The sequence below is a fragment of the Xanthomonas sacchari genome (assembly GCF_024266585.1).
In the GTDB taxonomy this organism is placed as follows: Bacteria; Pseudomonadota; Gammaproteobacteria; order Xanthomonadales; family Xanthomonadaceae; genus Xanthomonas_A; species Xanthomonas_A sacchari_C.
Genome location: NZ_CP100647.1, coordinates 3,585,367 through 3,607,896, shown reverse-complemented (window position 1 = coordinate 3,607,896; position 22,530 = coordinate 3,585,367). Strand labels below are relative to the sequence as shown.

The 22,530-nt window shown below is 70.9% G+C and carries 20 protein-coding genes; 9 read left to right on the top strand and 11 right to left on the bottom strand.

Annotated features, from left to right (window positions below; genetic code table 11):
* Window positions 1–9: 9 nt before the first annotated feature.
* From metG to NKJ47_RS14935, 4 genes are all read right to left on the bottom strand, one after another.
* Window positions 10–2,073 carry a methionine--tRNA ligase gene (metG, locus tag NKJ47_RS14950; RefSeq protein ID WP_254458625.1) on the bottom strand — a complete coding sequence of 688 codons (2,064 nt, stop codon included), beginning with the start codon at window positions 2,071–2,073 and terminating at the stop codon, window positions 10–12.
* Between the two features lie 558 nt (window positions 2,074–2,631).
* Window positions 2,632–3,084: a DUF2147 domain-containing protein gene (locus tag NKJ47_RS14945; RefSeq protein ID WP_254458624.1), complete on the bottom strand. Its 453-nt coding sequence runs from the start codon at window positions 3,082–3,084 to the stop codon at window positions 2,632–2,634.
* A gap of 126 nt (window positions 3,085–3,210) precedes the next feature.
* Window positions 3,211–3,600: an SMU1112c/YaeR family gloxylase I-like metalloprotein gene (gloA2, locus tag NKJ47_RS14940; RefSeq protein ID WP_254461441.1), complete on the bottom strand. Its 390-nt coding sequence runs from the start codon at window positions 3,598–3,600 to the stop codon at window positions 3,211–3,213.
* Window positions 3,601–3,602: 2 nt separating this feature from the next.
* Window positions 3,603–3,968 (bottom strand): VOC family protein, encoded by a 366-nt coding sequence (locus NKJ47_RS14935; RefSeq protein WP_254458623.1) that lies wholly within the window; start codon window positions 3,966–3,968, stop codon window positions 3,603–3,605.
* A 117-nt stretch (window positions 3,969–4,085) separates the two neighbouring features.
* Here NKJ47_RS14935 and mmuM point away from each other — a divergent pair, with 117 nt between their 5' ends.
* Window positions 4,086–5,054 (top strand): homocysteine S-methyltransferase, encoded by a 969-nt coding sequence (mmuM, locus tag NKJ47_RS14930; RefSeq protein ID WP_429002541.1) that lies wholly within the window; start codon window positions 4,086–4,088, stop codon window positions 5,052–5,054.
* A gap of 333 nt (window positions 5,055–5,387) precedes the next feature.
* Here the strand turns inward: mmuM and NKJ47_RS14925 are convergent, their stop codons facing one another.
* The 7 genes from NKJ47_RS14925 to trxA form a co-directional block, all read right to left on the bottom strand.
* The gene (locus tag NKJ47_RS14925) at window positions 5,388–7,262 is read right to left on the bottom strand and encodes a DUF885 domain-containing protein (RefSeq protein WP_254458621.1); all 1,875 of its coding nucleotides are present in this window, start codon (window positions 7,260–7,262) and stop codon (window positions 5,388–5,390) included.
* A gap of 201 nt (window positions 7,263–7,463) precedes the next feature.
* Window positions 7,464–8,237 carry a queuosine precursor transporter gene (locus NKJ47_RS14920; protein WP_429002438.1) on the bottom strand — a complete coding sequence of 258 codons (774 nt, stop codon included), beginning with the start codon at window positions 8,235–8,237 and terminating at the stop codon, window positions 7,464–7,466.
* Window positions 8,238–8,242: 5 nt separating this feature from the next.
* Window positions 8,243–8,920, bottom strand: a complete 678-nt coding sequence (locus NKJ47_RS14915) for a DUF502 domain-containing protein (RefSeq protein ID WP_254458620.1) — start codon at window positions 8,918–8,920, stop codon at window positions 8,243–8,245.
* Between the two features lie 220 nt (window positions 8,921–9,140).
* On the bottom strand, window positions 9,141–9,590 hold the full coding sequence (locus NKJ47_RS14910; RefSeq protein ID WP_254458619.1) for a DUF4442 domain-containing protein: 450 nt from the start codon (window positions 9,588–9,590) through the stop codon (window positions 9,141–9,143).
* On the bottom strand, window positions 9,587–11,266 hold the full coding sequence (locus NKJ47_RS14905) for a CHASE2 domain-containing protein (RefSeq protein ID WP_254458618.1): 1,680 nt from the start codon (window positions 11,264–11,266) through the stop codon (window positions 9,587–9,589). The genes NKJ47_RS14910 and NKJ47_RS14905 overlap by 4 nt, the downstream gene beginning before the upstream one ends.
* Window positions 11,263–12,885 (bottom strand): FecR family protein, encoded by a 1,623-nt coding sequence (locus NKJ47_RS14900; RefSeq protein ID WP_254458617.1) that lies wholly within the window; start codon window positions 12,883–12,885, stop codon window positions 11,263–11,265. Before NKJ47_RS14900 ends, NKJ47_RS14905 begins: the two co-directional genes overlap by 4 nt.
* Window positions 12,886–13,093: 208 nt before the next feature.
* Window positions 13,094–13,954, bottom strand: coding sequence for a thioredoxin (gene trxA / locus NKJ47_RS14895; protein WP_254458616.1), 861 nt, complete (start codon window positions 13,952–13,954; stop codon window positions 13,094–13,096).
* 154 nt (window positions 13,955–14,108) lie between these two features.
* On the opposite strand from trxA, the gene NKJ47_RS14890 reads away from it, so the two are divergent.
* The 8 genes from NKJ47_RS14890 (at window position 14,109) to rlmH (ending at window position 22,388) form a co-directional block, all read left to right on the top strand.
* Window positions 14,109–14,732 carry a DUF998 domain-containing protein gene (locus tag NKJ47_RS14890; protein ID WP_254458615.1) on the top strand — a complete coding sequence of 208 codons (624 nt, stop codon included), beginning with the start codon at window positions 14,109–14,111 and terminating at the stop codon, window positions 14,730–14,732.
* A gap of 222 nt (window positions 14,733–14,954) precedes the next feature.
* Window positions 14,955–17,597, top strand: coding sequence for a leucine--tRNA ligase (leuS, locus tag NKJ47_RS14885; RefSeq protein WP_254458614.1), 2,643 nt, complete (start codon window positions 14,955–14,957; stop codon window positions 17,595–17,597).
* A gap of 124 nt (window positions 17,598–17,721) precedes the next feature.
* Complete coding sequence (gene lptE, locus NKJ47_RS14880; RefSeq protein WP_254458613.1) at window positions 17,722–18,336, top strand: LPS assembly lipoprotein LptE; 615 nt, start codon at window positions 17,722–17,724, stop codon at window positions 18,334–18,336.
* Window positions 18,337–18,437: 101 nt separating this feature from the next.
* Window positions 18,438–19,472, top strand: coding sequence for a DNA polymerase III subunit delta (gene holA, locus NKJ47_RS14875; RefSeq protein ID WP_254458612.1), 1,035 nt, complete (start codon window positions 18,438–18,440; stop codon window positions 19,470–19,472).
* Entirely contained in the window at window positions 19,469–20,260 is a 792-nt protein-coding gene (gene nadD, locus NKJ47_RS14870) for a nicotinate-nucleotide adenylyltransferase (RefSeq protein WP_254458611.1), read from the top strand. The genes holA and nadD overlap by 4 nt, the downstream gene beginning before the upstream one ends.
* Before the next feature lie 56 nt (window positions 20,261–20,316).
* Complete coding sequence (gene rsfS / locus NKJ47_RS14865) at window positions 20,317–20,736, top strand: ribosome silencing factor (RefSeq protein ID WP_048491017.1); 420 nt, start codon at window positions 20,317–20,319, stop codon at window positions 20,734–20,736.
* Window positions 20,729–21,895 (top strand): J domain-containing protein, encoded by a 1,167-nt coding sequence (locus NKJ47_RS14860; RefSeq protein ID WP_254458610.1) that lies wholly within the window; start codon window positions 20,729–20,731, stop codon window positions 21,893–21,895. The genes rsfS and NKJ47_RS14860 overlap by 8 nt, the downstream gene beginning before the upstream one ends.
* 22 nt (window positions 21,896–21,917) lie before the next feature.
* Window positions 21,918–22,388: a 23S rRNA (pseudouridine(1915)-N(3))-methyltransferase RlmH gene (gene rlmH, locus NKJ47_RS14855; protein ID WP_254458609.1), complete on the top strand. Its 471-nt coding sequence runs from the start codon at window positions 21,918–21,920 to the stop codon at window positions 22,386–22,388.
* The last annotated feature ends 142 nt before the right edge of the window (window positions 22,389–22,530 follow it).

The following is a 22,530-nucleotide window of genomic DNA, read 5'->3' as shown; positions in this document are numbered from 1 at the left end:
TTCCCGGCCTCACCGCACCGGCATGCCCGGCTGCGCGCCGCTGTCCGCGTCGAGCAGGGCCAGACTGCCGCCGTCGAAACCGGCCGACAGGATCATGCCCTCGCTGAGGCCGAAGCGCATCTTGCGCGGGGCCAGGTTGGCGATGAACACCACGTTGCGGCCGACCAGCTTGTCCGGTTCGCCGTAGCTGCCGCGGATGCCGGAGAAGATCTGCCGCTTGCCCAGCCCGCCGGCGTCCAGTTCGAAGCGCAGCAGCTTGTCCGATCCTTCGACGAACTCGCAGGCCAGCACCTTGCCGATGCGCAGGTCGAGCTTGGCGAAGTCGTCGATGCCGATGACGCTGGGAGTGGGGAGTGGGGAGTGGGGATTCGTCACTGCCTTCGCCTCCTGCTTGGCAGCGGGGGCCGCGGCGGCGGGAGCGGGGGCGAGGGTGTCCTTGGAGGCGTCGGTCATGGCGTCGAGCAGCTTTGGGTCGATACGGGTGAACAAGGGGGCGTAGGGCTGGATCACGTGCGCCAGCAGCGGCGCCTGCAGGTCGTCCCAGGCGCCCAGCGGGGCCGACAGGAACGCCTCGGCTTCGGCGCAGGTGCGCGGCAGCACCGGCTTGAGCGCGGCGGCCAGCACCCGGAACAGGTTCAGGCCCTGCGTGCACACCGCCTGCAGTTGCGCCTCGGCGCCGTCCTGCTTGGCCAGCACCCAGGGCTTGTGTTCGTCGATGTACTTGTTGGCCTCGTCGGCCAGGGCCATGGTCTGGCGGATCGCGCTGGCCGGGTCGTTACGCTCGTAGGCCTCGCGGATCGGCGCCAGGGCGGCAACGAAGCGCGCGTACTGCGCCGGGTCCGGCAGCGCGTCGGCGAGCGTGCCGCCGAAGCGCTTGTCGATGAAGCCGGCGCAGCGGCTGGCCAGGTTGACGAACTTGCCGACCAGGTCGGCATTGACCCGCGCCACGAAGTCGCCCAGGTTCAGGTCCAGATCGTCGACGCCGCCGGAGGACTTGGCCGCGAAGTAGTAGCGCAGCGCCTCCGGCTCCAGGCCCACGTCCAGGTAGGTGCGGGCCATGACGAAGGTGCCGCGCGACTTGGACATCTTGGCGCCGTCCACGGTCAGGTAGCCGTTGACGTGCAGCCGGGTCGGCGCGCGGTGGCCGGTGCCGTGCAGCACCGCCGGCCAGAACAGGCCGTGGAAATTGACGATGTCCTTGCCGATGAAGTGGTGCAGCTCGGTGGCGGTGCCGGCCGCCAGGTGCGGCTCGAATGCTTCGCCCAGGCTCGCGCACAGGGTCTGGAAGCTGCTCAGGTAGCCGATCGGCGCGTCCAGCCACACGTAGAAGTACTTGCCCGGCTGGCCGGGGATCTGGAAGCCGAAGTAGGGCGCGTCGCGGGAGATGTCCCAGGCGCGCAGCCCGCCCTCGCTGTCCAGCCATTCCATCAGCTTGGCCTTGACCCCGGGCAGGGCGACGTCGCCGGCCAGCCACTCGCGCAGGAAGCCGTCGAAGCGGCCGACCTCGAAGAAGAAGTGCTCCGAATCGCGCAGCTCCGGCGTGGCGCCGGAGATCACCGACTTGGGCTCCTTCAGTTCGGTCGGGGAATAGGTGGCGCCGCAGACCTCGCAGTTGTCGCCGTACTGGTCGGCGCTGCCGCAGTTCGGGCAGATGCCCTTGATGTAGCGGTCGGGCAGGAACATGCCCTTGGCCGGGTCGTAGAACTGCGCCACCGAACGCCGCGCGATGTGGCCGCCGGCGTCGAGCTTGGCGTAGAACGCCTCGGTCAGGGCGCGGTTGGCGGCCGAGTTGGTCGAGTCGTAGTGGTCGAAGGCCACGCCGAACGCGGCGAAATCGCGCTCGTGGCTGGCCTGGACGGCGGCGATGAAGTTTTCCGGGGTGACCCCGGCCTTCTCCGCGGCGAGCATGATCGGCGTGCCGTGGGTGTCGTCGGCGCATACGAACCAGGTGCGGTCGCCGCGCAGCCGCCGCGCGCGCACCCAGATGTCGGCCTGGATGTAGCCGACCAGATGCCCCAGGTGCAGCGGTCCGTTGGCATAGGGCAGGGCGGTGGTGACGAGAGCGGTGGTCATGGCGGCCGGCGATGCTGGGGGCCGGGGATTATTGCATGGAGCTGGGATTGGGGAATTGGGAATGGGGAATCGCAAGAGCGGTGGTCTGCGATCTGATGGGCCAGGAAAAGGGCGCCTTTACGGGTGCCTCGCCGGAAATGGGGTACATCAGGCCCGGCATGTGCCGCTGTGGACGATTCCCAATTCTCCACTCCCCATTCCCGGCTTCTAATGCATGGAGCCGGATTGGGGAGTTGGGAATGGGGAATCGCAAGAGCGGTGGTCTGCGATCTGATGGGCCAGGAAAAAGGCGCCTTTACAGGTGCTCGCCGGAAATGGGGTACATCAGGCCCGGCATGTGCCGCTGTGGACGATTCCCAATTCTCCACTCCCCATTCCCGGCTTCTAATGCATGGAGCCGGATTGGGGAATTGGGAATGGGGAATCGCAAGAGCGGCGGCCGGCGACCTGATGGTCCAAGAAAAAGGCGCCTTTGCAGGCGCCTTGTCACAGTGGGGCCATCAGGCCGGCAGATGCCGCTTTTACGATTCCCGATTCTCCACTCCCGATTCCCAGCTCCTACTCCCTGATCCAGGTCTGCGTCCGGCCAAGGGCCTCGATCCCGATGTAGCCGCGCATCTGCAGCTTCTTGCCGCCGTCGGTCAGGGTGACCTTGGCCTTGTAGGTCTTGCCCTTGGCCGGGTCCAGCACCGAGCCGCCGTCCCATACCGCCGTGCCGTCGGGCTTGAGGCCCCACAGGATGGTCATGCCCTTGATCGGCTTGCCCTTGCGCTCGCCGTCGCACTTGTCGCACATCGGGTTGGGGCCGTGGTTGGACTGCAGGATCTCGACCACCTTGCCGGTCAGCGTGCCGTTGGCGGCCTGTTCGATCTGCACGATCGACTTGGGCTTGCCGGTTTCGTCGTCGATGGTCTGCCAGCGGCCGACCGGCGAGGTGTCGGCGGCGTGCGCCATGAATGCCGCCGCGCTCAGCGGCAGGGCCAGCATCAGGGTCTTGAAGGTCGTGCGCATGTTCCCCTCCCGAGGGATGTCCGGTGCGGCCGGCGCGATGCCGGCCTGATTCGACTGTATACCCAAGCGTATGGTGCTGGGAATCTGCACTGCGGCATGCGGTTCAGCGTGGCCGGCGGCCGGCGTTCAGCCGTTCTCGTACAGTTCCAGCGGCAGTGCGTCGGGGTCGGCGAAGAAGGTGAAGCGGCGGCCGGTGTATTCGTCCACGCGGATCGGTTCGACCTCCACGCCGTGCGCCTGCAGGTGCGCGACGGCCGCGTCCAGGTCGCGCACGCGCAGCGCCAGGTGGCGCAGCCCGCAGGCTTCCGGGCGGCTCGGCCGCGGCGGCGGTGCGGGGAACGAGAACAGTTCGAGCTGGCTGCCGTCGGGCAGGGCCAGGTCCAGCTTCCAGGAGTCGCGGGTGTCGCGGTAGACCTCGGCGATCACCGGCAGGCCCAGGATGCGGCAATAGAAATCCTTGGAGCGCGCGTAGTCGGATGCGATGATCGCCACGTGGTGCAGGCCGTCCAGGGTCAGGCTCATCGGCACAGCGCCTGGCCGAACTGCAGGACATGGCCGTCCGGATCGCGGATCGCGAACTCGCGCATGCCGTAGGCGAAGTCTTCCAATGGATAGACGATGCGTCCGTGCGGCTGCAGCCGCTGCCACCAGGCATCGACCTCGTCGGTGCGGAAGTACAGCGTGCAGGCGAGGTTGGCAGCGGGCGCGTCGGCCGCTGTCTGTTGCACGGCCAGCATCAGGGCCAGCGGGCCGTGCCGCAGCGATACCCAGCCCGTCGCCAGCGTGCCGCCGTCGCGGCGAAACCCCAGCGTTTCGGTGTAGAACGCCAGCGCCGTGGCCAGGTCGGCACTGCGCAACATCGGGGTCAGTGCAGTGAAGGTCATGGGCTGATCCGGCGCGAGCGACATCGGGCGATCCATGCGTGCAGCATAGCGCAGCGGCGCGCCCGTGCCGGTGCTGGTGCTGGTGCTGGTGCCGTGGTGCCGGTGCCATCTGCGACACTGCGCGTTCCACCGCTGCGAGGCCGCGCCATGCCGCACAACCCGCTCGCCGCCCTGCTGGCCGAGGACCGCTGCCTGGTGCTCGACGGCGCGCTGGCCACCGAACTGGAACGGCGCGGCTGCGATCTCGCCGATCCGCTCTGGTCGGCGAAGATTCTGCTGGAACAGCCGCAGCTGATCCGCCAGGTGCACCAGGACTATTTCGCCGCCGGTGCGCAGTGCGCGATCACCGCCAGCTACCAGGCCACGCCGCAGGGCTTTGCCGCGCGCGGCATCGACCTTGCGCAAGCGCAGCGTTTGATCGCGCGCAGCGTCGAACTGGCGCAGCAGGCGCGGCAGGACCATCTCGCGCTGCATCCGCAGGCGGGGACCTTGCTGGTGGCCGGCTCGGTCGGTCCGTACGGCGCCTTCCTGGCCAATGGCGCGGAGTATCGCGGCGACTACGTGCTGGCGCCGGCACGGATGCGCGCGTTCCACCATCCGCGCATCGCCGCGTTGGTGGCGGCGGGCGTGGACCTGCTGGCCTGCGAAACGCAGCCGTCGCTGGCGGAAATGGCGGCGTTGCTGGAAGTGATAGAGGCGTTCCCGCAGACCGTCGCCTGGTTCGCCTGCACGCTGCGCGATCCGATGCACCTCAGCGACGGCACGCCGTTGCGCGACGTGGTGGCCTTGCTCGACGGCCACCCGCAGGTGGTGGCGCTGGGCGTCAACTGCGTCGCCCCGTCGCTCGTCACCGCGGCGTTGCGCCACCTCGCGACGCTGACCCGGTTGCCTTTGGTGGTGTATCCGAACGCTGGTGAGCGCTACGACGCCGACCGCAAATGCTGGCAGGCCGACGGCGCCGACGCCGGCACCCTGGCCGATCACCTCGCCGCCTGGCGTGCGGCCGGCGCGCGCCTGATCGGCGGCTGCTGCCGCACTACGCCGCAGGACATCGCGCAGCTGGCGCGGCGGTTGGCATCGTCGTAGCGACGAGGTCGATCGTTTGCACTCGGCCGCACGATGTCCTCGCCGGCGGTTGTCCAACGGGTGCCCGGGCTGGTGAGCCGCTTCGGGCTGTTGTGGGAGGGACTTCAGTCCCGACGCGTCCGGGTCGACGACGTCGGGGCTGAAGCCCCTCCCACAGAGGGGACACAGCTTCCACAATGGGGCCACAGCCGCGATCTGTCTCCGTGCCGCCACTGCGGTTTTTTCCGTAGGAGCGGCTTCAGCCGCGACCGGGCTTCACCAGGAACGCCCCGTCGTGGCTGAAGCCGCTCCTACGCGACCTCCGGCGATGCCGCGGGCCACGGCATCGCTTGCTCAGCCCTTCTTGCTCGCCACCCAGCGCTCGATCTTTTCCTGCAGCACGTTCAGCGGCACCGAGCCGTCCTTCAGCACTTCGGCATGGAATTCGCGGATGTCGAACTTGTCGCCCAGTTGCGCGCGGGCGTAATCGCGCAGTTGCATGATCTTCATCTCGCCGATCTTGTAGGACAGTGCCTGCCCGGGGATGGCCATGTAGCGCTCGGCTTCGGCCTCGGCATCGGTGCGGCTGGTGGCCGAGTTCTGCAGCATGTAGTCGATCACCTGCTCGCGGGTCCAGCCCTTGCTGTGCAGGCCGGTGTCCACCACCAGCCGGATCGCACGCCACAGCTCGTTCTGCAGGTAGCCGAAATAGTTGTACGGGTCCTGGTACAGGCCCAGCTCCTTGCCCAGCGATTCGGCGTACAGGCCCCAGCCTTCGATGAAGGCGGTCTCGCCGCCGAAGCGGCGGAACTTGGGCAGGTTGGTCAGCTCCTGCTGCAGGCCGAGCTGGAAGTGGTGGCCGGGAATGGCCTCGTGCAGGTACAGGTCTTCCGCATCCCAGGTCTTGCGGCTGGGCAGGTCGTAGGTGTTGACGTAGAAGATGCCGGGGCGGCCGTCCTCGCTGGGGCGCATGTACGAGCCGCTGGCGGCCGACTGCGCGCGGTACGGCTCGACCGGGCGGATCTCGAACGCGGCCTTGGGCTTGAGCGAGAACATGCGCGGCACCGCCGCGTCGACCCGGCCTTCCAGACCGCGGTAGTAGGTCAGCAGCTCGTCCTCGCTCTTGAAGGTGAAACGCTTGTCGGTCTGCATGAACTTGAAGAACTTCTGCATCGAGCCGCGGAAGCGCACCTGCTTCATCACCGCCTGGATCTGGCTCTGGATGCGCGCCACCTCGTCCAGGCCGATCTGGTGGATCTGGGCCGGGGTCAGGTCGGTGGTGGTGCTCTGGCGCACGTTCCAGGCGTACCAGGCGTCGCCGCCGGGCAGGGCGCCGATGCCGGCGGTGTTGCGCGTGGCCGGCAGGTACTCGGTGGCGATGAAGCCGCGCAGGGCGCGGTAGGCGGGCATGATGCGGTATTCGATCATGCGCTTGTATTCGGCGGTGATGCGCTGCTTCTCGGCCTCGGGGATGTCCGCCGGCAGATTGCGCACCGGGCCCCAGAACAGGCTCTCCTCGGCGGTGGGCTTGATGATCGCATCCAGCTGCGGCAGCACCTTCTCCATCAGCGCGCGCGGCTGCACCACGCCGGCCTTCATGCCCTCGCGCATGTTGGCGATGGCCTGGTCGAACAGCGCCGGAATGCCGAGCGCGCGCCGCGACCAGTTGTCGTAGTCCTTGACCGTGCGGAACGGCTGCGCGCCGGTGCCCGAACCGAGCATCACCATGATGCTGCCGACGTTGTAGAACTGGTTCACCGGCTGCATCCAGCTCGGGTACTTCTCCGCCTCCAGCGCGTTGCGCGCATCGCCGACGAAGATCTCGTAGCTCAGCAGATCCTGCCCGGTCAGGCCGTCCTTGCCGATCGCCTCGGCCTTGGTCAGCCACTCCACGGTGAAGTCGTGCGACTGCTGGCGGAACGCGGCCGAGAGGAAGTTCGGCAACTGGTCGTTGTAGCGGCTGTCGCCCTGGAAGGTGGCCTGCAGCGGATTGAGCTTCAGCGAGGCCTCCCAGTAGTCGTCGTACAGCCGGTTCAGCTGCTGCGCCTTGGTCAACACCACCGGGGCCGGCGCCGGCCGCGCCTTGCGCGCCTTGCTGGCCTTGGCGCGGGTCTGCGCGGTGGTCTGCTTGGTGGTCTTCTTCTTGGCCGCGTCCGCCGGGGCCGCCAGCGACAGGCTCAGGGCGGTGGCGATGGCGAGGGACAGCAGGCGGGAAAAGCGGGGCGGCATTGCGGGCTCCAACGACAAGCGAGCGGGGAGCTTGCCCGATCCGCACCGCGGAGGCCACCCGTGGCCGGTCCCCGCGGGCGCCTGCGACCCCCGGCGTGGGCCGCCGCCAGGGCCGTGGCGGGCCAGGCGGCGCCGGCCTCTGCGGCGCTGCACGACGGCCGCGCGCAAGCGCGTGCGGCGCGCGCGCGCGTATGCCGGCGTTCAGTCGGCGGCGGCTTCCTCGCGCAGTTGCTCGGCGCGCTCGGGGGTCAGGTAGTCGGTGATCAGCCGCCGCATCAGGTACAGCAGCGGGATCAGCAGCACCGCCAGCAGCATCTTGCAGATGTAGTTCAGCGTGCTTACCGCCAGGAACAGCTGCAGCGACCAGTGCTGCGGGCCGAGCACGAAGGCGATGTAGATCACCACGAAGCTGTCTATCAGTTGCGAGACCGCGGTGGAGCCGGTGGCGCGCAGCCACACGTGTTTCTCGCCGGTCACGCTGCGGATGCGGTGGAACACCGCCACGTCGATCAGCTGGCCGGCCATGAACGCGACCAGCGAGCCGGCGATGGTCCACATGCCCTGGCCGAACACCGCGGCGAACGCGGCCTGGTAGTCGGGCACGCCCTGGTGTTGCGCGGCGGTGACCCAGAAGCCGGCCGGGGCCAGCCCGATCGCGGCGAACGCGAACAGGAAGCCGTAGCCGATCAGCGCCACCGCCAGCCAGGAGATGAAGCGCACGCCGCGGCGTCCGAAGAATTCGTTGATGGTGTCGGTGAGGATGAACACCAGCGGCCATAGCAGGGTGCCCGCCGTGAAATTCATCGAGCCGGTCTGCCCGAACAGGTTCCAGTTCAGCGGCGCGATGCCCAGGGTGTCTTCCAGGGCGAAGATCTTGACCCCGATGAACTCGGCCAGCGCGGCGTTGACGCAGAAGAACGCCGCCAGGGCGATGAACAGACGGACCGCGCGATCGTCGAGCGTGCCGCGGCGCATCGGCGTCAGCGGTCCACGGTCCGGGTGAATGGCACGCTTTCCGGCGCCACCGCGCCGCCGGAGATGATGAAGCTCATCGCCTGGTCCACGCTCCAGTCGGTGGGCGTGAGCAGCTCCACCGGCACGATCTCGAGGTAGCCGGAGGTCGGGTTGGGGGTGGTCGGCACGTACACCGCGGCCAGTTCGCGGCCGGTGCCATGTTCCTTGATCACCCGCGTCACCAGGCCCACCGACTTCATGTCGCGGTGCGGGAAGTCGATCAGCACCACGCGCTGGGTGCTGCCGGGCTGGGTCTGCAGGATGTCCACCAGCTTGCGCACGCTGTCGTAGACCACGCTGGCCAGCGGGATGCGGCGCATCACCGCCTCGAACCAGCGCAGCAGGCGCTGGCCGATCACGCGCCGGCTGAGGAAGCCGACCAGCAGGATCACCGCCAGGGTGGCGATCAGGGCGATGGTGTTCTGCACCCATTGCGCGGTGGCCCAGCCCAGCTCGCGCGGGAACGAGGCGGCGATGCGTGCCGACAGCGGCACCACCCAGGGGCTGCTGATGCCCGAGAGCAGCACGAACACGAACTTGACCACGACCCAGGTCAGCCAGATCGGCAACAGAGTCAGCAGGCCGGTGAAGAACAGCCGTTGCAGGGACGGGCGCGGAGCGGGGGCGGGGAGATCGGGCGACATCCGCGTAGTGTAGTGGAGCGCGATGACCGTTGCTGCGGCGCCGCACAGTCTTGCGTCCACACCGTGCAGCTGCGATTGGGCTGGGAGGTGCGCGTGCTGCCCGAGCCGATGCGCGGTGCACGACGCGTTCGCGGCCAGGCCGCGTATTGGCGCGCGGTGTGCGCCGCCGGCCTGCGCTGGAGGTCCGGGCCTGGCGCGCCTGCGGGCTGCAGTGGGCGCGCTAGCGTTGCGGCTTGCGCTTGACGTACAGCTGCTTGCGCACCCGTGCCACCACCTCGCCCTGCGCGTCGACGATGTCGGTCTCGAACCAGCGCAGATGCTTGTCGCCGCCGGCGGTGGCCGCGCGCAGGTCGTCCAGCACCGTCTGGTCCAGGTCGAACCGTGCGCTGACCGTGCCGCGGCCCGGGCGCACGAACTCGATGCTGCCGGCCTTGTCCCAGACGTAGTAGTCGCGCCCCAGGTTCTGCAGGGTCAGCAGCATCCAGAACGGGTCGGTCATGGCGAACAGGCTGCCGCCGAAATGGGTGCCGACGTAGTTGCGGTTCCAGGGGCGCATGCGCAGTTCGACCCGCGCGTGGCGGTAGTCGGCGCTCAACTCGGTCACATGGATGCCGGCGAACAGGAACGGCGGCCACAGGTTCAGGCCCAGGCGGAACAGCGTTGGCTTCATTGCGCGGCGGTGGGCGGATCAGGAGTCGGCAGGGTACCAGACGCATGCGTATGGTGGTCCGGCAGGTCGTCGCTCAGCGCGTAGCCATCGCGTCCAGCGCGCTTGGCGCGGTACAGCGCGGTGTCGGCCAGTTCGAAGAAGTCGCGCTCGCGGGTGTCTGCGGCGACGCTGGCGCTGTGCACGCCGAGGCTGGCGGTGATGGCGACGCTGCCGTTGGCCGCGCGCAGCGACAGCCCGCGGATGTGCTCGACCAGCGCCGCGGCGATCCGGCAGGCGTCGGCCGTGTCGGTGGCGGGCAGGATCATGACGAATTCGTCGCCGCCGAAGCGCGCCGCGACCTCGTGCGGGCGCCGCGCGTGCCGCGCTACCGCATTGGCGACCAGGGTCAGCGCGCGGTCGCCGGCGCGGTGGCCGAGGGTGTCGTTGTAGCGCTTGAAATGGTCGACATCGACGATGATCAGGGTCAGCGGCTTGCCGCTGCGGCGCGCCTCGTCCAGTTCGTGGCCGAAGGCTTGCTCGAAGCCGTGGCGGTTGAGCAGCCCGGTCAGGGCATCGCGTTGCGCCTGCTGGCGCCAGCGGGCGGCATGCAGGCACAGGCGGAAGCCGGCGACGATGGCCAGTGCCAGCAGGGCCGCGCCGGGGGCGAACCAGCGGCCGCTGGCCAGCACCCACAGCAGGCTGCCGATGGCGACCGCGGCCATGCCCGTCAGCGGCGCCAGCCAGTGCCAGCGGCGCGCGCGCTGCGCGCAGGACGTGCCCAGGCAGACCAGCAGGGTCAGCAACGCCGACACCGCCACTTGCGTGCTGCGCGACAGCGGCAGGATCGGATCGGCGCGCAGCAGCGTCGCGGCGACGTTGGCCTGGTACTCGGGCGCGCTCATGCCGCCGTCGGCGGACATCGGCGTCGTCACCCGCGGGCCCAGGCCGGTGGCGCTCACGCCGACGATCACCAGGCGCTGGCGCAGCGCCTGCGCCGGAATGCGGCCCTGCAGGACGTCGACGTAGGACACCTGGGCGAACGGCGCCGAGGGCGCGGCGAAGTGCAGACCGGCGTAGTCGGCGCGGTGCCAGGCATAGGGCGTGCGGGTGCTGGCCGGCGCCGGCGGCCGCGCCTGCCCGACCAGCGCGGCGCCCAACGCCGGCCAATGCGCGCTGCCGAGCCCGGCGCGCAGATACACGCCGCGCGACACGCCGTCGGCATCGACCGCGATCTCGGTATGCGCCAGCTGCGCCGCGGCGGCGGTGATGGCGGGGATCGGCAGCAGTTCCTGGGTCATCTCGGCGTCGCTGGCGCTGCCGATCACCGGCAGCACGGTACGGCCGTTGCGGCGCAGCGCCGCGGCCAGGCGCGCATCGTCGTCCGGGTGTAGCTGCTCGGGCTCGCTGAACAGCAGGTCCAGCGCCACCCGCTCGCTTCCGGCCGCGGTCAGCCGATCGAGCAGGCGCGCATGCACCTCGCGCCGCCACGGCCATTGGCCCAGCGCCTGCAGGCTGCGGTCGTCGATGGCGATCAGCAGCAGGCGCGGATCGGCCGGGCGTGGCGAGTGCTTGATCAGGGCGTCGTACAGCGCCTGGTCCAGCCGCCAGGTGGCATTGCTCAGGCTCAGCGCCGCGGCCAGCCCCGCTGCCGCCGCCGCGGCCACGGCGGCGGCGCGGCGCGGCCGCGCGGCGCTCACAGGGCCAGCCACAGCAGGACCGCCGCGCCGCCCGCACCGAGCTTGCAGTAGCGGCAGGGCAGGGTGATGGTCTGCGGCGCCGAGAACGGCGCGGCCTCGCCGTCGGCATCCAGCGTCTGCACGCGCACGTACCAGGTGCCGCGCCGCGGCCGCGGCAGCGCGACCTGCGGCTGGGCGACCGTGCGCTCGAGCAGGCGGTGGGTGAAGTCGGGATCGCGCGCGACCTGCACCCGGTAGTGCTGCGCGGCGGGATCGGCCTGCCAGCGCAGGGTGAGGGTGCCGCGCTCGGCCTGCGCCGGCGCCAGGCCGGGATCGACCGGCTCGTCGCTGAGCTGCAGCCGCAACGCCTGCCCGAACGGACCCTGGCGGCCCTGCGCGTCGCGCGAGGCGACGCGCCAGAAGTAGCGGCCGGGCGGCAACGGCTGCGGCGCGCGCAGGCGCGTGGCCGTGGTCTCCTGGTCGAGCAGCAGGTCCTGGAACTGCGCGTCGCGCGCCAGTTGCAGCACGCTGCTGCTGGCCTGCGGATTGCGGGTCCATTCGAAGCGCGGCCGCGCGATGCGCAGGTGCTGATCCTGCAGCGGTTGCACGGTCAGCGGCGGCAGCGGCGTGGCCCACACCCGCAGCGCCTGCTCGGCGTCTTCGCCTTCCACGCCGGTGGCGGCGATGCCGCGCAGCAGGAGCCGCAGGTCCCCGGGCGGCAGGTCGTCCAGCACCAGTGCGCTTGCCTCGGTCTCGCGGGCGTAGCGCAGGATCTCGCGCTGCTGCGCATCCAGCGCTTCGATGCGGTAGCGGCTGGCGCCGGCCAGCGGCGTCCACGCCAGCAGGTAGGGCGGGTGTTGCAAGCGGCTGCGCGCCAGGTCCAGCACCGGTGCCGGCAGCAGCGGTTCCGGCAGCGGCGCCGTCCCGGTGCCCACCCGCGCCGCATCGCCCGGCTGCAGCAGGCGCTGGCCGCCGCCGCCGGCGACCCGCACCGCGCCCTGCAGCACCTCGGTGGCGGCGAGCTGGTGACCGTCGCCGGCGCCGACGCGGAAGCGGGTGCCGCGCACGCTGCTGGTGCTGCTCGGGGTCTGGATGATGTAGCGCGAGGCAGGCCCGCTGGCGGGGATCACGTCGTTGCTGGTGCGGCCCTTCTCCAGCCGCACCCGCGTATCGACCATGCCGGTGGCGCCGTAGCGGAGCAACTGGTCGAAGCGGACCAGGCTGTTCTCGCGCACCTGCATGCGCGAGCCGTCGGCGAACTGCACGGTGGCGCTGGCGTCGGCGCCGGTCTGCAGCGCGCTGCCGATCGGCAGCGGCATGCCCTCCTGCGCCGACAGCGTCGCGCTGTCGGCGGTCTGCACGCTGATCTGGCCGCGCAGCGCGACCAGCCGTGCCGGTACCGGCTGCACCCGCAGCCAGGCGATCGGAAAGCGCAGCCGCGCCCCCGGCGTCAGCCGGTGCGGATCGGCCACCTGGTTGTGCTGGCCCAGCCGCATCCAGTCCATGCCCGGGCGCAGATAGCGCTGGCCCAGGTCCCACAGCGTGTCGCCGGGGCGCACCCGGTAGTGCCAGTCCTGCGCCATCGCGGCAGGAGCGAGCAGCAGGGCGATCCAGCACAGCAGGCCGGCGCGCCGGCGCATGCTTGCCCGGGAACGATGGACGGGCAGGGGCATGCGGCGGTCGTACTGATTCACATCATCTGTCCGGCAAAAGACCGGGGCGGCGCTGCCGGCGGGTCGGCAGGCAGCGTTCGTCCCTGATCACGGCATCCATGAGGCAGGCCGGGGTGTCCGACTCTCGCGGCGGCTGGAGACGCCGTTGCCAGCTGCCGGAAATGCGATTGTAGTCTCAGAACAGCAGGGCGGACATCTTGCGGCGGTACTGCCCCACCAGGTCCTCGTCCTCGATCACCCGGAACGCATCGATCAAGGCCTTCTTCGGCAGGCCGTCCTCGAAACCGCGATCCTGGCGCAGCATCTCCAGGAACTGCTCCAGCGCGGCCGCGTCGTCGCCGCCGACCAGGTGGTGCACGCCTAGCAGGTAGCGCGCCTTGAGGTCGCTCGGATCCTGCGCCAGCGTGGCCTGCAGCGTCTCCAGCGGCGGTGCCGCCTGCAGCGCGCCGACGAAGCCCAGGCGCGCCCGCGCCCGCACCGCGCGCTCGTCGGTGGCCAGGTTGGCCGGCAGCGCGTCGATCAGCGTCTCCGCCTCGGCGGCGGCGCCGATCTTGACCAGGGCCAGGGCCAGGTCCAGCTTCAGCTCGTCCTTGTCCGGCTCGGCCGCCACCGCCTCGCGCAGGCGCTGCACTTCGGCGTGCGGATCCAGCGGCGCCGCCGGCACGTCTTCGGCCGGTTCCTGCGCCGCCAGCGGCACGATCCCGTGCTGGGTCAGGAATTCGCGCAACTGGCCTTCGGGCAGCGCGCCGGGGAAGCCGTCGACCAGCTGCCCGCCCTTGACCAGGAACACCGTCGGCACCGAGCGGATCTGGAACGCCGCGGCGATCTGCTGCTCCTGGTCCACGTCGACCTTGGCCAGGACGAAACCGCCGTTGTATTCGGCCGCCAGCTTTTCCAGGATCGGGCTCAGGGTCTTGCACGGGCCGCACCAGGGCGCCCAGAAGTCCACCAGCACCGGCGTCTGCAGCGAGCGCTGCAGCACCTCGGCTTCGAAGGTCTCGGTCTTGGCGTCGAAAACGTGGGGCGTGTCGGACATGGGCGGCTTCATCGCAGGCGAGAGGACGCTCTGTATGGAGGCGACGCCGCGCCGATGCAAGGGCGCCGCCGCCGTGCCGCGCGTGCCGGCCGCGGCCGCAGCGGCGACAATGCCCGGCTGGAGGCGCCATGGCGGCGCGAAAGGACGGCAGCGGATGGGCGAAGTGAGCGAACGGGTGGTGCGTTGGATCGGGCCGCTGCTGGCGGTGGCCGCCGTGGCGGCGATGCTGGGGTTCGGCGCGGTCCTGCCCGGCTATCTGCCGTGGTCGCATCCGCTGGCCCTGCTCGGCGCGCGTGGCATCCCGCATGCCTGGGCCTTCAACCTGCTGGCGTTCGTGCTGCCCGGGTGCCTGGCGCTGGCGCTGGCGCTGCGGCTGTTGCGCCGGGCCGGGCGCCAGGCGCCCTGGGCGTTGCGGGTCGGCGGGCAACTGCTGCTGTTGGCGGGACTGGCCTTCGCCGGCATGGGCCTGCTGCCGCTGGACCCGAGCGACCTGCAGGCGCGTGCGACCCAGTTGCATGCCAGCGCCTGGTTGCTGTGGGTGGTGGCCCTGGTGGCGGCCGCCGCCCTGCTGGGGCTGGGCGCGCGCCGCGATCCGGCCGCGCGCGGCTGGGCGGCGGTGGCGCTGAGCATGGCGCTGCTGGCGGCGCTGGGCGCGTTCGCGCTGGACCGGCTGCTGTCGCCGGCGCTGGCGCAGCGGCTGGTGTTCCTGCTGTGGTGGGGCTGGCTGGCGCTGCTGGCCTGCTGGCCGGGACCGCAGGCGGGGCCGCGCCGCGGCTGACCCGGCCGGCCTTGCGCAGTTGGCCGCCGCGGGCGGCCGTGCCATGGCCGCCGCCCGCTGGGGGCGCACACGGCGCCGATGGCGCCGCGGCCGCGGTTCCGGCCCCTGCCGGGCGCCGCCGCGGCGTTCCGCGCCGCTGCCGTCCGTCGCCGGGATTGGAGCGGCTTGCCGCGCTACGGTACCCTTGGCCGCTTTGTTGCCGCCTGGCCCTTGCCCGTTTCCATGTCCGCCGTCGAGCCCACCGCCTACGACCCGCAGCAGGTCGAATCGTCCGCCCAGCAGTTCTGGGACGCCACCCGCGCCTTCGAGGTCGACGAGACCTCCGACAAGCCCAAGTTCTACTGCCTGTCGATGCTGCCGTACCCGTCCGGGGCGCTGCACATGGGCCACGTGCGCAACTACACCATCGGCGACGTGATCAGCCGCTACCAGCGCATGATCGGCAAGAACGTGCTGCAGCCGATGGGCTGGGACGCGTTCGGCCTGCCGGCCGAGAACGCCGCGATCAAGAACAAGACCGCGCCGGCGAAGTGGACCTACGCCAACATCGACCACATGCGCAGCCAGCTCAAGTCGCTGGGCTACGCCATCGACTGGTCGCGCGAGTTCGCCACCTGCCGGCCCGAGTACTACGTGCACGAGCAGCGCATGTTCACCCGGCTGATGCGCAAGGGCCTGGCCTACCGCCGCAACGCGGTGGTGAACTGGGACCCGATCGACCAGACCGTGCTGGCCAACGAGCAGGTCATCGACGGCCGCGGCTGGCGCTCCGGCGCGCTGGTGGAGAAGCGCGAGATTCCGCAGTGGTTCCTGCGCATCACCGACTACGCGCAGGAGCTGCTGGACGGCCTGGACCAGCTGCCGGGCTGGCCGGAGTCGGTCAAGACCATGCAGCGCAACTGGATCGGCCGCTCCGAGGGCCTGGAAATCCAGTTCGACGTACGCGACGCCGACGGCAGCGCGCTGGATCCGCTGCGGGTGTTCACCACGCGCCCGGACACGCTGATGGGCGTGACCTTCGTGTCCATCGCCAGCGAGCATCCGCTGGCGCTGCATGCGGCCAAGTCCAATCCGCAGCTGGCCGCGCTGCTGGCCGAGCTGAAGCAGGGCGGCGTCTCCGAGGCGGAATTGGAGACCCAGGAAAAGCGCGGCATGGACACCGGCCTGACCGCGGTGCATCCGATCAGCGGCGAGCAGGTGCCGGTGTGGGTCGCCAACTTCGTGTTGATGGGCTACGGCACCGGCGCGGTGATGGCGGTGCCCGGCCACGACCAGCGCGATTTCGAATTCGCCAGCAAGTACGCCCTGCCGATCCGCCAGGTGATCGCGCTGAAGGCGCCGAAGAACGACGACGAGCGTCACTACGATCCGAGCCGCTGGCAGGACTGGTACGGCGACAAGACCCGCGAACTGGAACTGGTCAATTCGGCCGAGTTCGACGGGCTGGACTTCCAGGGCGCGTTCGAGGCGCTGGCCGAGCGTTTCGAGCGCAAGGGCCAGGGCCAGCGCCGGGTCAACTACCGGCTGCGCGACTGGGGCGTCAGCCGCCAGCGCTACTGGGGCTGCCCGATCCCGGTGATCTACTGCCCCAGCTGCGGCGCGGTGCCGGTGCCGGAAGACCAGTTGCCGGTGCTGCTGCCGGAGAACGTGGCCCTGAGCGGCACCGGCTCGCCGCTGAAGACCGACCCGGAATGGCGCAAGACCACCTGCCCGCAGTGCGGCGCGGCGGCCGAGCGCGAGACCGACACCTTCGACACCTTCATGGAGTCGAGCTGGTACTACGCGCGCTACACCTCGCCCGGCGCCAAGGACATGGTCGACAAGCGCGGCAACTACTGGCTGCCGGTGGACCAGTACATCGGCGGCATCGAGCACGCGATCCTGCACCTGATGTACTTCCGCTTCTTCCACAAGCTGCTGCGCGACGCGCGCCTGGTGGACAGCGACGAGCCGGCGACCAACCTGCTGACCCAGGGCATGGTGATCGCCGAGACCTTCTACCGGCAGAACCCGGACGGCTCCAAGGACTGGATCAATCCCGCCGACGTGGACGTGCAGCGCGACGACAAGGCGCGGGTGATCGGCGCGGTGCACCGCGGCGACGGCCAGCCGGTGCTGATCGGCGGCACCGAGAAGATGTCCAAGTCCAAGAACAACGGCGTCGATCCGCAGGCCATGGTCGGCAAGTACGGCGCCGACACGGTGCGCCTGTTCTCGATGTTCGCCGCGCCGCCGGAGCAGTCGCTGGAGTGGAACGAGGCCGGCGTCGACGGCATGGCGCGGTTCCTGCGCCGGTTGTGGGCGCAGGTGCACAAGCACGCCGCCGACGGCGCCGCCCCGGCGCTGGACCCGGCCGCGTTGGACGCCGAGCACAAGGCGCTGCGGCGCAAGACCCACGAGACCATCGGCAAGGTCGCCGACGACTACGGCCGCCGCCACAGCTTCAACACCGCCATCGCCGCGGTGATGGAACTGAGCAACGCGCTGGCCAAGTTCGACGACACCAGCGCGCAGGGCCGCGCGGTGCGCCAGGAAGCGCTGGAGGCCGCGGTGCTGCTGCTCAATCCGATCACCCCGCACGCCAGCCACGCGCTGTGGCAGGCGCTGGGCCATGCGCCGACGCTGCTGGAGGACGTGCCGTTCCCGCAGCCGGACCCGGCCGCGCTGGTGCGCGACGCGGTGACCCTGGCGGTGCAGGTCAACGGCAAGCTGCGCGGCACCATCGAGGTCGGCGCCGACACCCCGCGCGAGCAGATCGAGGCGCTGGCCCAGGCCGAGCCGAACGCGGCCAAGTTCCTGGAAGGGCTGAGCATCCGCAAGATCATCATCGTGCCGGGCAAGATCGTGAACCTGGTGGCGGCGTGAGCCGGCGCGCCGCTCCGGCCGCCGCGCGGCCGCGCGGCGCGGCAGGTCTCAACCCGCGTTCACGCAGCGTGCGGCAGGCTAGCGGCCTGTTGCCGCGCTCAGCCGGCTCCTCCAGACTGTGTCCATGACCCGACTCCTGCTCGCTTTCGTCCTCGCGGCGTCCCTGACCGCCTGCGGTTTCCACCTGCGCAACAAGCTGACCCTGCCGGCCGACACGCCGTCGGTGAAGGTGGTGTCCTCGGCGCCGTACAGCGAGCTGGCCAAGCTGCTCGAGCGCGGCCTGCGCGCGGCCGGCGCGCAGATCGCGCCGAAGGACGTCAACACCGGCGTGGCCCGCCTGGAAGTGCTGTCCGAGCGCTGGGGCGACCTGCCGATCGCGCTCGACGCCGAAGGCCGCGCCCAGGAATACAGCCTGCGCTACGCGGCGATCTTCGTGTTCCGCCGCGCCGACGGCAGCGTGCTGGTGCCGCAGCAGGTGATCGAGCTGTCGCGCGACTACGTGTCGCCGCCGACCGACGCCACCGGTACCTCCACCGAGCGCGAGATCCTGGCCGACGAACTGCGCCGCGAGATGTCGGCCTCGATGCTGCGCCGGATCGACAGCGTGGTGCGCGCACAGGTGCGCGACGGCAAGGACGTCAACGCCGCGCCGCCGTCGACCGACGGCACGCCGGTGGAAGGCAAGCCGGCCGACGCCACGCCGGCCGCAGGCAAGCCGGCGACCACGCCGCAGCCTTGAGCCTCGCCCTGCCGCCTTCGCCGCCGCGCGCGGCGGCCATGCCGTTTTCAGCAGGCGCGCGGCGTTCGCCGCATGCGCCTGCAGCAGCGTAGGCTGTCGTCATGGAACTGCGTCCCGAACAACTCGCCACCCAGCCGGCGTCGCAGCCGCTGCAGCCGGTCTACCTGATCGCCGGTCCGGAAACCCTGCGCGTGCTCGAGGCCGCCGACGCGGTGCGCGCCCGCGCGCGTGCCGCCGGCATCAGCGAGCGCGAAGTGTTCGATGCCGACGGCCGCGACTTCGATTGGGGCCAGCTGTATTCCAGCTTCAACGCGCCCAGCCTGTTCAGCGCGCAGCGGCTGATCGAACTGCGCCTGCCCAGCGGCAAGCCCGGCAAGGAAGGCGGCGAGGTGATCGCCGCGTTCTGCGCCGACCCGCCGCCGGACGTGGTGCTGCTGATCACCTGCAACGAATGGAGCAAGGCCCATCACGGCAAGTGGGCCGATGCGGTCGGGCGCATCGGCACCATCGCGGTGGCCTGGGCGATCAAACCGCACGAACTGGGCGACTGGATCGAGCGGCGCCTGCGCAGCAAGGGCCTGCGTGCCGACGCCGGCGCGGTGCAGCGCCTGGCCGAGCGGGTCGAAGGCAACCTGCTGGCGGCGGCGCAGGAGATCGACAAGCTGGCCCTGCTGGCCGACGGCCAGGGCCTGGACGTGGCGGCGATGGAGTCGCTGGTCGCCGATGCCGCGCGCTACGACGTGTTCCGCCTGGCCGAGGCCACGCTCGCCGGGCAGGCGCCGGCGGTGCGGCGCATGCTCGCCGGCCTGCGCGCCGAGGGCGAGGCGGTGGCCGCGCTGCTGCCGATCCTGATCAAGGAACTGCTGCGCACCGCGGCGCTGGCCAAGGTGCAGGCCGCCGGCGGCAACCTGGCGGCGGAGATGAAGGGGCAGGGCATCTGGGAATCGCGGCAGGCGCCGTTCAAGCGCGCCCTGCAGCGGCATCCCGAGCCGCGCCGCTGGGAACGTTTCGCCGCCGAGGCCGGGCGCATCGACCGCATCGCCAAGGGCCGCGCCGACGGCGACGCCTGGATCGCCCTGGAGCGCCTGCTGCTGGCGATCGCCGAGGCGCGGGCGGTGCGGTTGTTGGTGGTATGAACGCCGGGAGTCGGGGATCGGGAATCGGGAATGGGAACAGCGGCGCTGCGGTTCCGCCAGAGACCCCGCAGCCCGCGGCTGTTGCTTCTCCCCCATTCCCCATTCCCGATTCCCCACCACTGCACCTCATCTACGGCGGCACCTTCGACCCCATCCACAACGGCCACCTGGCGATCGCGCGGGCGGCGCGCGATGCCTTCGGGGTGCCGGTGCGGCTGATGCCGGCGGCCGATCCGCCGCATCGCGCGGCGCCAGGCGCCGATGCGCCGCAGCGCTGCGCGATGCTGGCGCTGGCGATCGACGACACGCCGGGGCTGGTGCTGGACCTGCACGAGCTGCGCCGCGCGCAGGCCCGGCCCGGGGTGGCGTCCTACAGCATCGACACGGTGCGCGAGCTGCGCGGCGAACTCGGCGCCGACGCGCCGCTGGCGCTGCTGATCGGCAGCGACAGCTTCGTCGGCTTCAACGGCTGGCGCGATTGGCGGGCGTTGCTGGAGGCCGCGCACCTGATCGTCGCCGACCGCGCCGGCAGCGGCTGGGAGCGGGCGGTGCCGGCGGAACTGGCGCAGGCGGTGGCCGGGCGCTGGGCCGACACGCCGCAGGCGCTGACCGCCGCGCCGGGCGGCCGGCTGTGGTGCCTGCGGCAACCGCTGCGCAGCGAATCGGCCAGCCTGGTGCGGGCGCGCATCGCCGCCGGCGAGGACTGGGCGGCACTGCTGCCGCCGGCGGTGGCCGCCTACATCCGCGACCACCGCCTGTATGCACCCGGCGCCGCCGCCGGCGGCTGAATACGCGCCGTGCCGGGGTCGCCTATAATTCGCCCCATTCCATCGAGTTCGCCGCTTTGTCCAGTCAAGCCCACGTCATCAAGACCCAAGTCCCCAATCCGCCGCCGCCGCTGCCGGTCCTGCTCGCCCACGTCCGCGAGGCAGTGGAGGAACTCAAGGCCAAGGACGTTGCGGAAATCGACGTGCGCGGCAAGTCCAGCGTCACCGACTACCTGGTCATCGTCTCCGGCACCTCCACCCGTCACGTCAAGTCGATCGCCGACGAAGTCATCAAGTACGCCAAGCGCCTGGACGTGATGCCGCTGGGCGTGGAAGGCGAGCGCGAGGCCGAGTGGGTGCTGGTCGACCTCGGCGACGTGGTGGTGCACGTGATGCTGCCGCGGGTGCGCGAGTTCTACGCGCTGGAGCGGCTGTGGACGGTCGGCGACCAGCCGCCGAGCGACGACGACGGCGACGACACGGCACGCGATGCCTAAGCGCCAGGCCGGGCTGCCGGAGGCCGTGTCCGGCCTTGCGCAGTCCGCGCGGGTTCGCGCCGGTACCAGCGCCGCCGCGCAGCCGCTGGCCACGCCGGCACGCAAGCGCTTCGATGCGCTGATCGAACGCCTGGAGCGGACTCGCGCCGAGTTGCGCGATTGGCGCGAGGCGTTGCCGAGGTGGGAACAGCGTTTCCATGAGCAGGTCGAGCCGCTGCTGCAGGCGCGCGATGCGGCGCAGGCGCAACTGGTGCAGGACCTGGACGCGGCGCATGCCGCGCACAAGCTGGGCAAGCGCGAGCGCGCCGACCTGTCCGAGACGCTCTGCGCGCTGGCCGCGCCGCTGCTGGAACAGCCGGGATTCGACGCGCTGAAGCCGCTCCATGCGCGCCACTGCGGTACCCAGGGCGAGGGCGATGCGCTCGTCCTGGACGCGGCGATGCAGGCCGCGCTCGCCGCCGAGTTCGGCCTCACCGTCGAGGAACTGCAGCACCTGCCGTGCCCGGAAGCGCTGTACGCGCAGTTGCAGCAGCGCCAGCGCCAGCAGCGTGCGCACGCGGACGGACGCGCGCAGCGGCATGCCCGGCGCCGTCGCGCCGGCGCCGGTCCCGCAAGCGCGACCGGGTTCGATCCGCAGCAGGCGCGGCGCACGCTGTACCGCACCCTGGTCGCGGCGCTGCACCCGGACCGCGAACCCGATGCGCGGCAACGCGAACGCAAGACCGCGCTGATGCAGGAACTCAACCGCGTCTACCGCCAGGACGATCTGCTGGGCCTGCTGGAGTTGCAGTTGGAGATCGGCCAGTTGGATCACGCCGGGATCGCGGCGATGGCCGAGGAGCGGATCGGCGACTACGCCGCGATGTTCGCCACGCAACTGCAGCAGGTCGAGCGGGAGCTGGCGCAGGTGGTCGATGCGTTCGTGGCCGACTACGGCCTGGCCCTGGAGCGTCGCCCGCAGCCGCGGCGTATGGATGCCTTGATGGCGCAGATCAAGCGCCAGTTGCAGGACGAGATCGCCTATTTCGACGAGGACCGGCGCGCACTGCAGCAGCCCGCCACCCTCAAGCAGTGGCTGCGCCAGCAGCGTGCGGCCCTGGAGACGCAGGACGCCGCCGAGGCGCCGGCGTCGGCGGCGTTCGTGGCCGAGCGCGGGTGATGCGCGTGCGGCGATCGACGCCATGAAGGCACGCCTCATCGCCACCGGCGAGCGCGCCCCGGCCTGGGTGGCGCAGGGCTTCGCCGAGTACCGCAAGCGGCTCTCGCACTGGCTGCCGCTGGACCTGGTCGAGATCGAACCCGGCCTGCGCGGCAAGGGCCGCGACGCGCAGCGCGCGATCGAGGACGAAGGCCGCCGGGTGCTGGCGGCACTGCCGAAGAACGCGCTGGTGGTGGCGCTGGACGTGCCCGGCAAGCAGCACAGCTCCGAGCAACTGGCGCAGCGTATGGAGCACTGGCGCGGACAGGGGCGCGACCTGGCGTTCCTGATCGGCGGGCCAGAGGGCCATTCGCCGGAGGTGCTGGCGGTGGCCAACGAATCCTGGTCGCTGGGGCCGCTGACCCTGCCGCACATGCTGGTGCGGCTGGTGGTGGCCGAGCAGCTGTACCGCGCCGCGGCGATGCTGGCCAATCATCCCTATCATCGCGCCTGAGCGCCTGAGTTCCTGGCCCTGATCGTGTCCTGGTGGCGGTCGCGTGGGGCGATGCGCGCGTGGACGCCTGCGTGTTCGCATGCCAGGCCGGCAGAAAAAAGCCCGGGCTTGCGCCCGGGCTTTTTCTTTACCGCATTGCGAC

Excerpts from the sequence above, each read along its gene's own strand:
- NKJ47_RS14920 (WP_429002438.1), bottom strand. The coding sequence starts at position 8,237 with ATGCGCCGCGGCACGCTCGACGATCGCGCGGTCCGTCTGTTCATCGCC.
- NKJ47_RS14860 (WP_254458610.1), top strand. The coding sequence starts at position 20,729 with ATGCCTAAGCGCCAGGCCGGGCTGCCGGAGGCCGTGTCCGGCCTTGCG.
- NKJ47_RS14900 (WP_254458617.1), bottom strand. The coding sequence starts at position 12,885 with ATGCGCCGGCGCGCCGGCCTGCTGTGCTGGATCGCCCTGCTGCTCGCT.
- lptE (WP_254458613.1), top strand. The coding sequence starts at position 17,722 with ATGACCCGACTCCTGCTCGCTTTCGTCCTCGCGGCGTCCCTGACCGCC.
- rlmH (WP_254458609.1), top strand. The coding sequence starts at position 21,918 with ATGAAGGCACGCCTCATCGCCACCGGCGAGCGCGCCCCGGCCTGGGTG.
- leuS (WP_254458614.1), top strand. The coding sequence starts at position 14,955 with ATGTCCGCCGTCGAGCCCACCGCCTACGACCCGCAGCAGGTCGAATCG.
- NKJ47_RS14925 (WP_254458621.1), bottom strand. The coding sequence starts at position 7,262 with ATGCCGCCCCGCTTTTCCCGCCTGCTGTCCCTCGCCATCGCCACCGCC.
- trxA (WP_254458616.1), bottom strand. The coding sequence starts at position 13,954 with ATGTCCGACACGCCCCACGTTTTCGACGCCAAGACCGAGACCTTCGAA.
- NKJ47_RS14890 (WP_254458615.1), top strand. The coding sequence starts at position 14,109 with ATGGGCGAAGTGAGCGAACGGGTGGTGCGTTGGATCGGGCCGCTGCTG.
- NKJ47_RS14945 (WP_254458624.1), bottom strand. The coding sequence starts at position 3,084 with ATGCGCACGACCTTCAAGACCCTGATGCTGGCCCTGCCGCTGAGCGCG.
- NKJ47_RS14910 (WP_254458619.1), bottom strand. The coding sequence starts at position 9,590 with ATGAAGCCAACGCTGTTCCGCCTGGGCCTGAACCTGTGGCCGCCGTTC.
- NKJ47_RS14915 (WP_254458620.1), bottom strand. The coding sequence starts at position 8,920 with ATGTCGCCCGATCTCCCCGCCCCCGCTCCGCGCCCGTCCCTGCAACGG.
- holA (WP_254458612.1), top strand. The coding sequence starts at position 18,438 with ATGGAACTGCGTCCCGAACAACTCGCCACCCAGCCGGCGTCGCAGCCG.
- nadD (WP_254458611.1), top strand. The coding sequence starts at position 19,469 with ATGAACGCCGGGAGTCGGGGATCGGGAATCGGGAATGGGAACAGCGGC.
- NKJ47_RS14935 (WP_254458623.1), bottom strand. The coding sequence starts at position 3,968 with ATGACCTTCACTGCACTGACCCCGATGTTGCGCAGTGCCGACCTGGCC.
- metG (WP_254458625.1), bottom strand. The coding sequence starts at position 2,073 with ATGACCACCGCTCTCGTCACCACCGCCCTGCCCTATGCCAACGGACCG.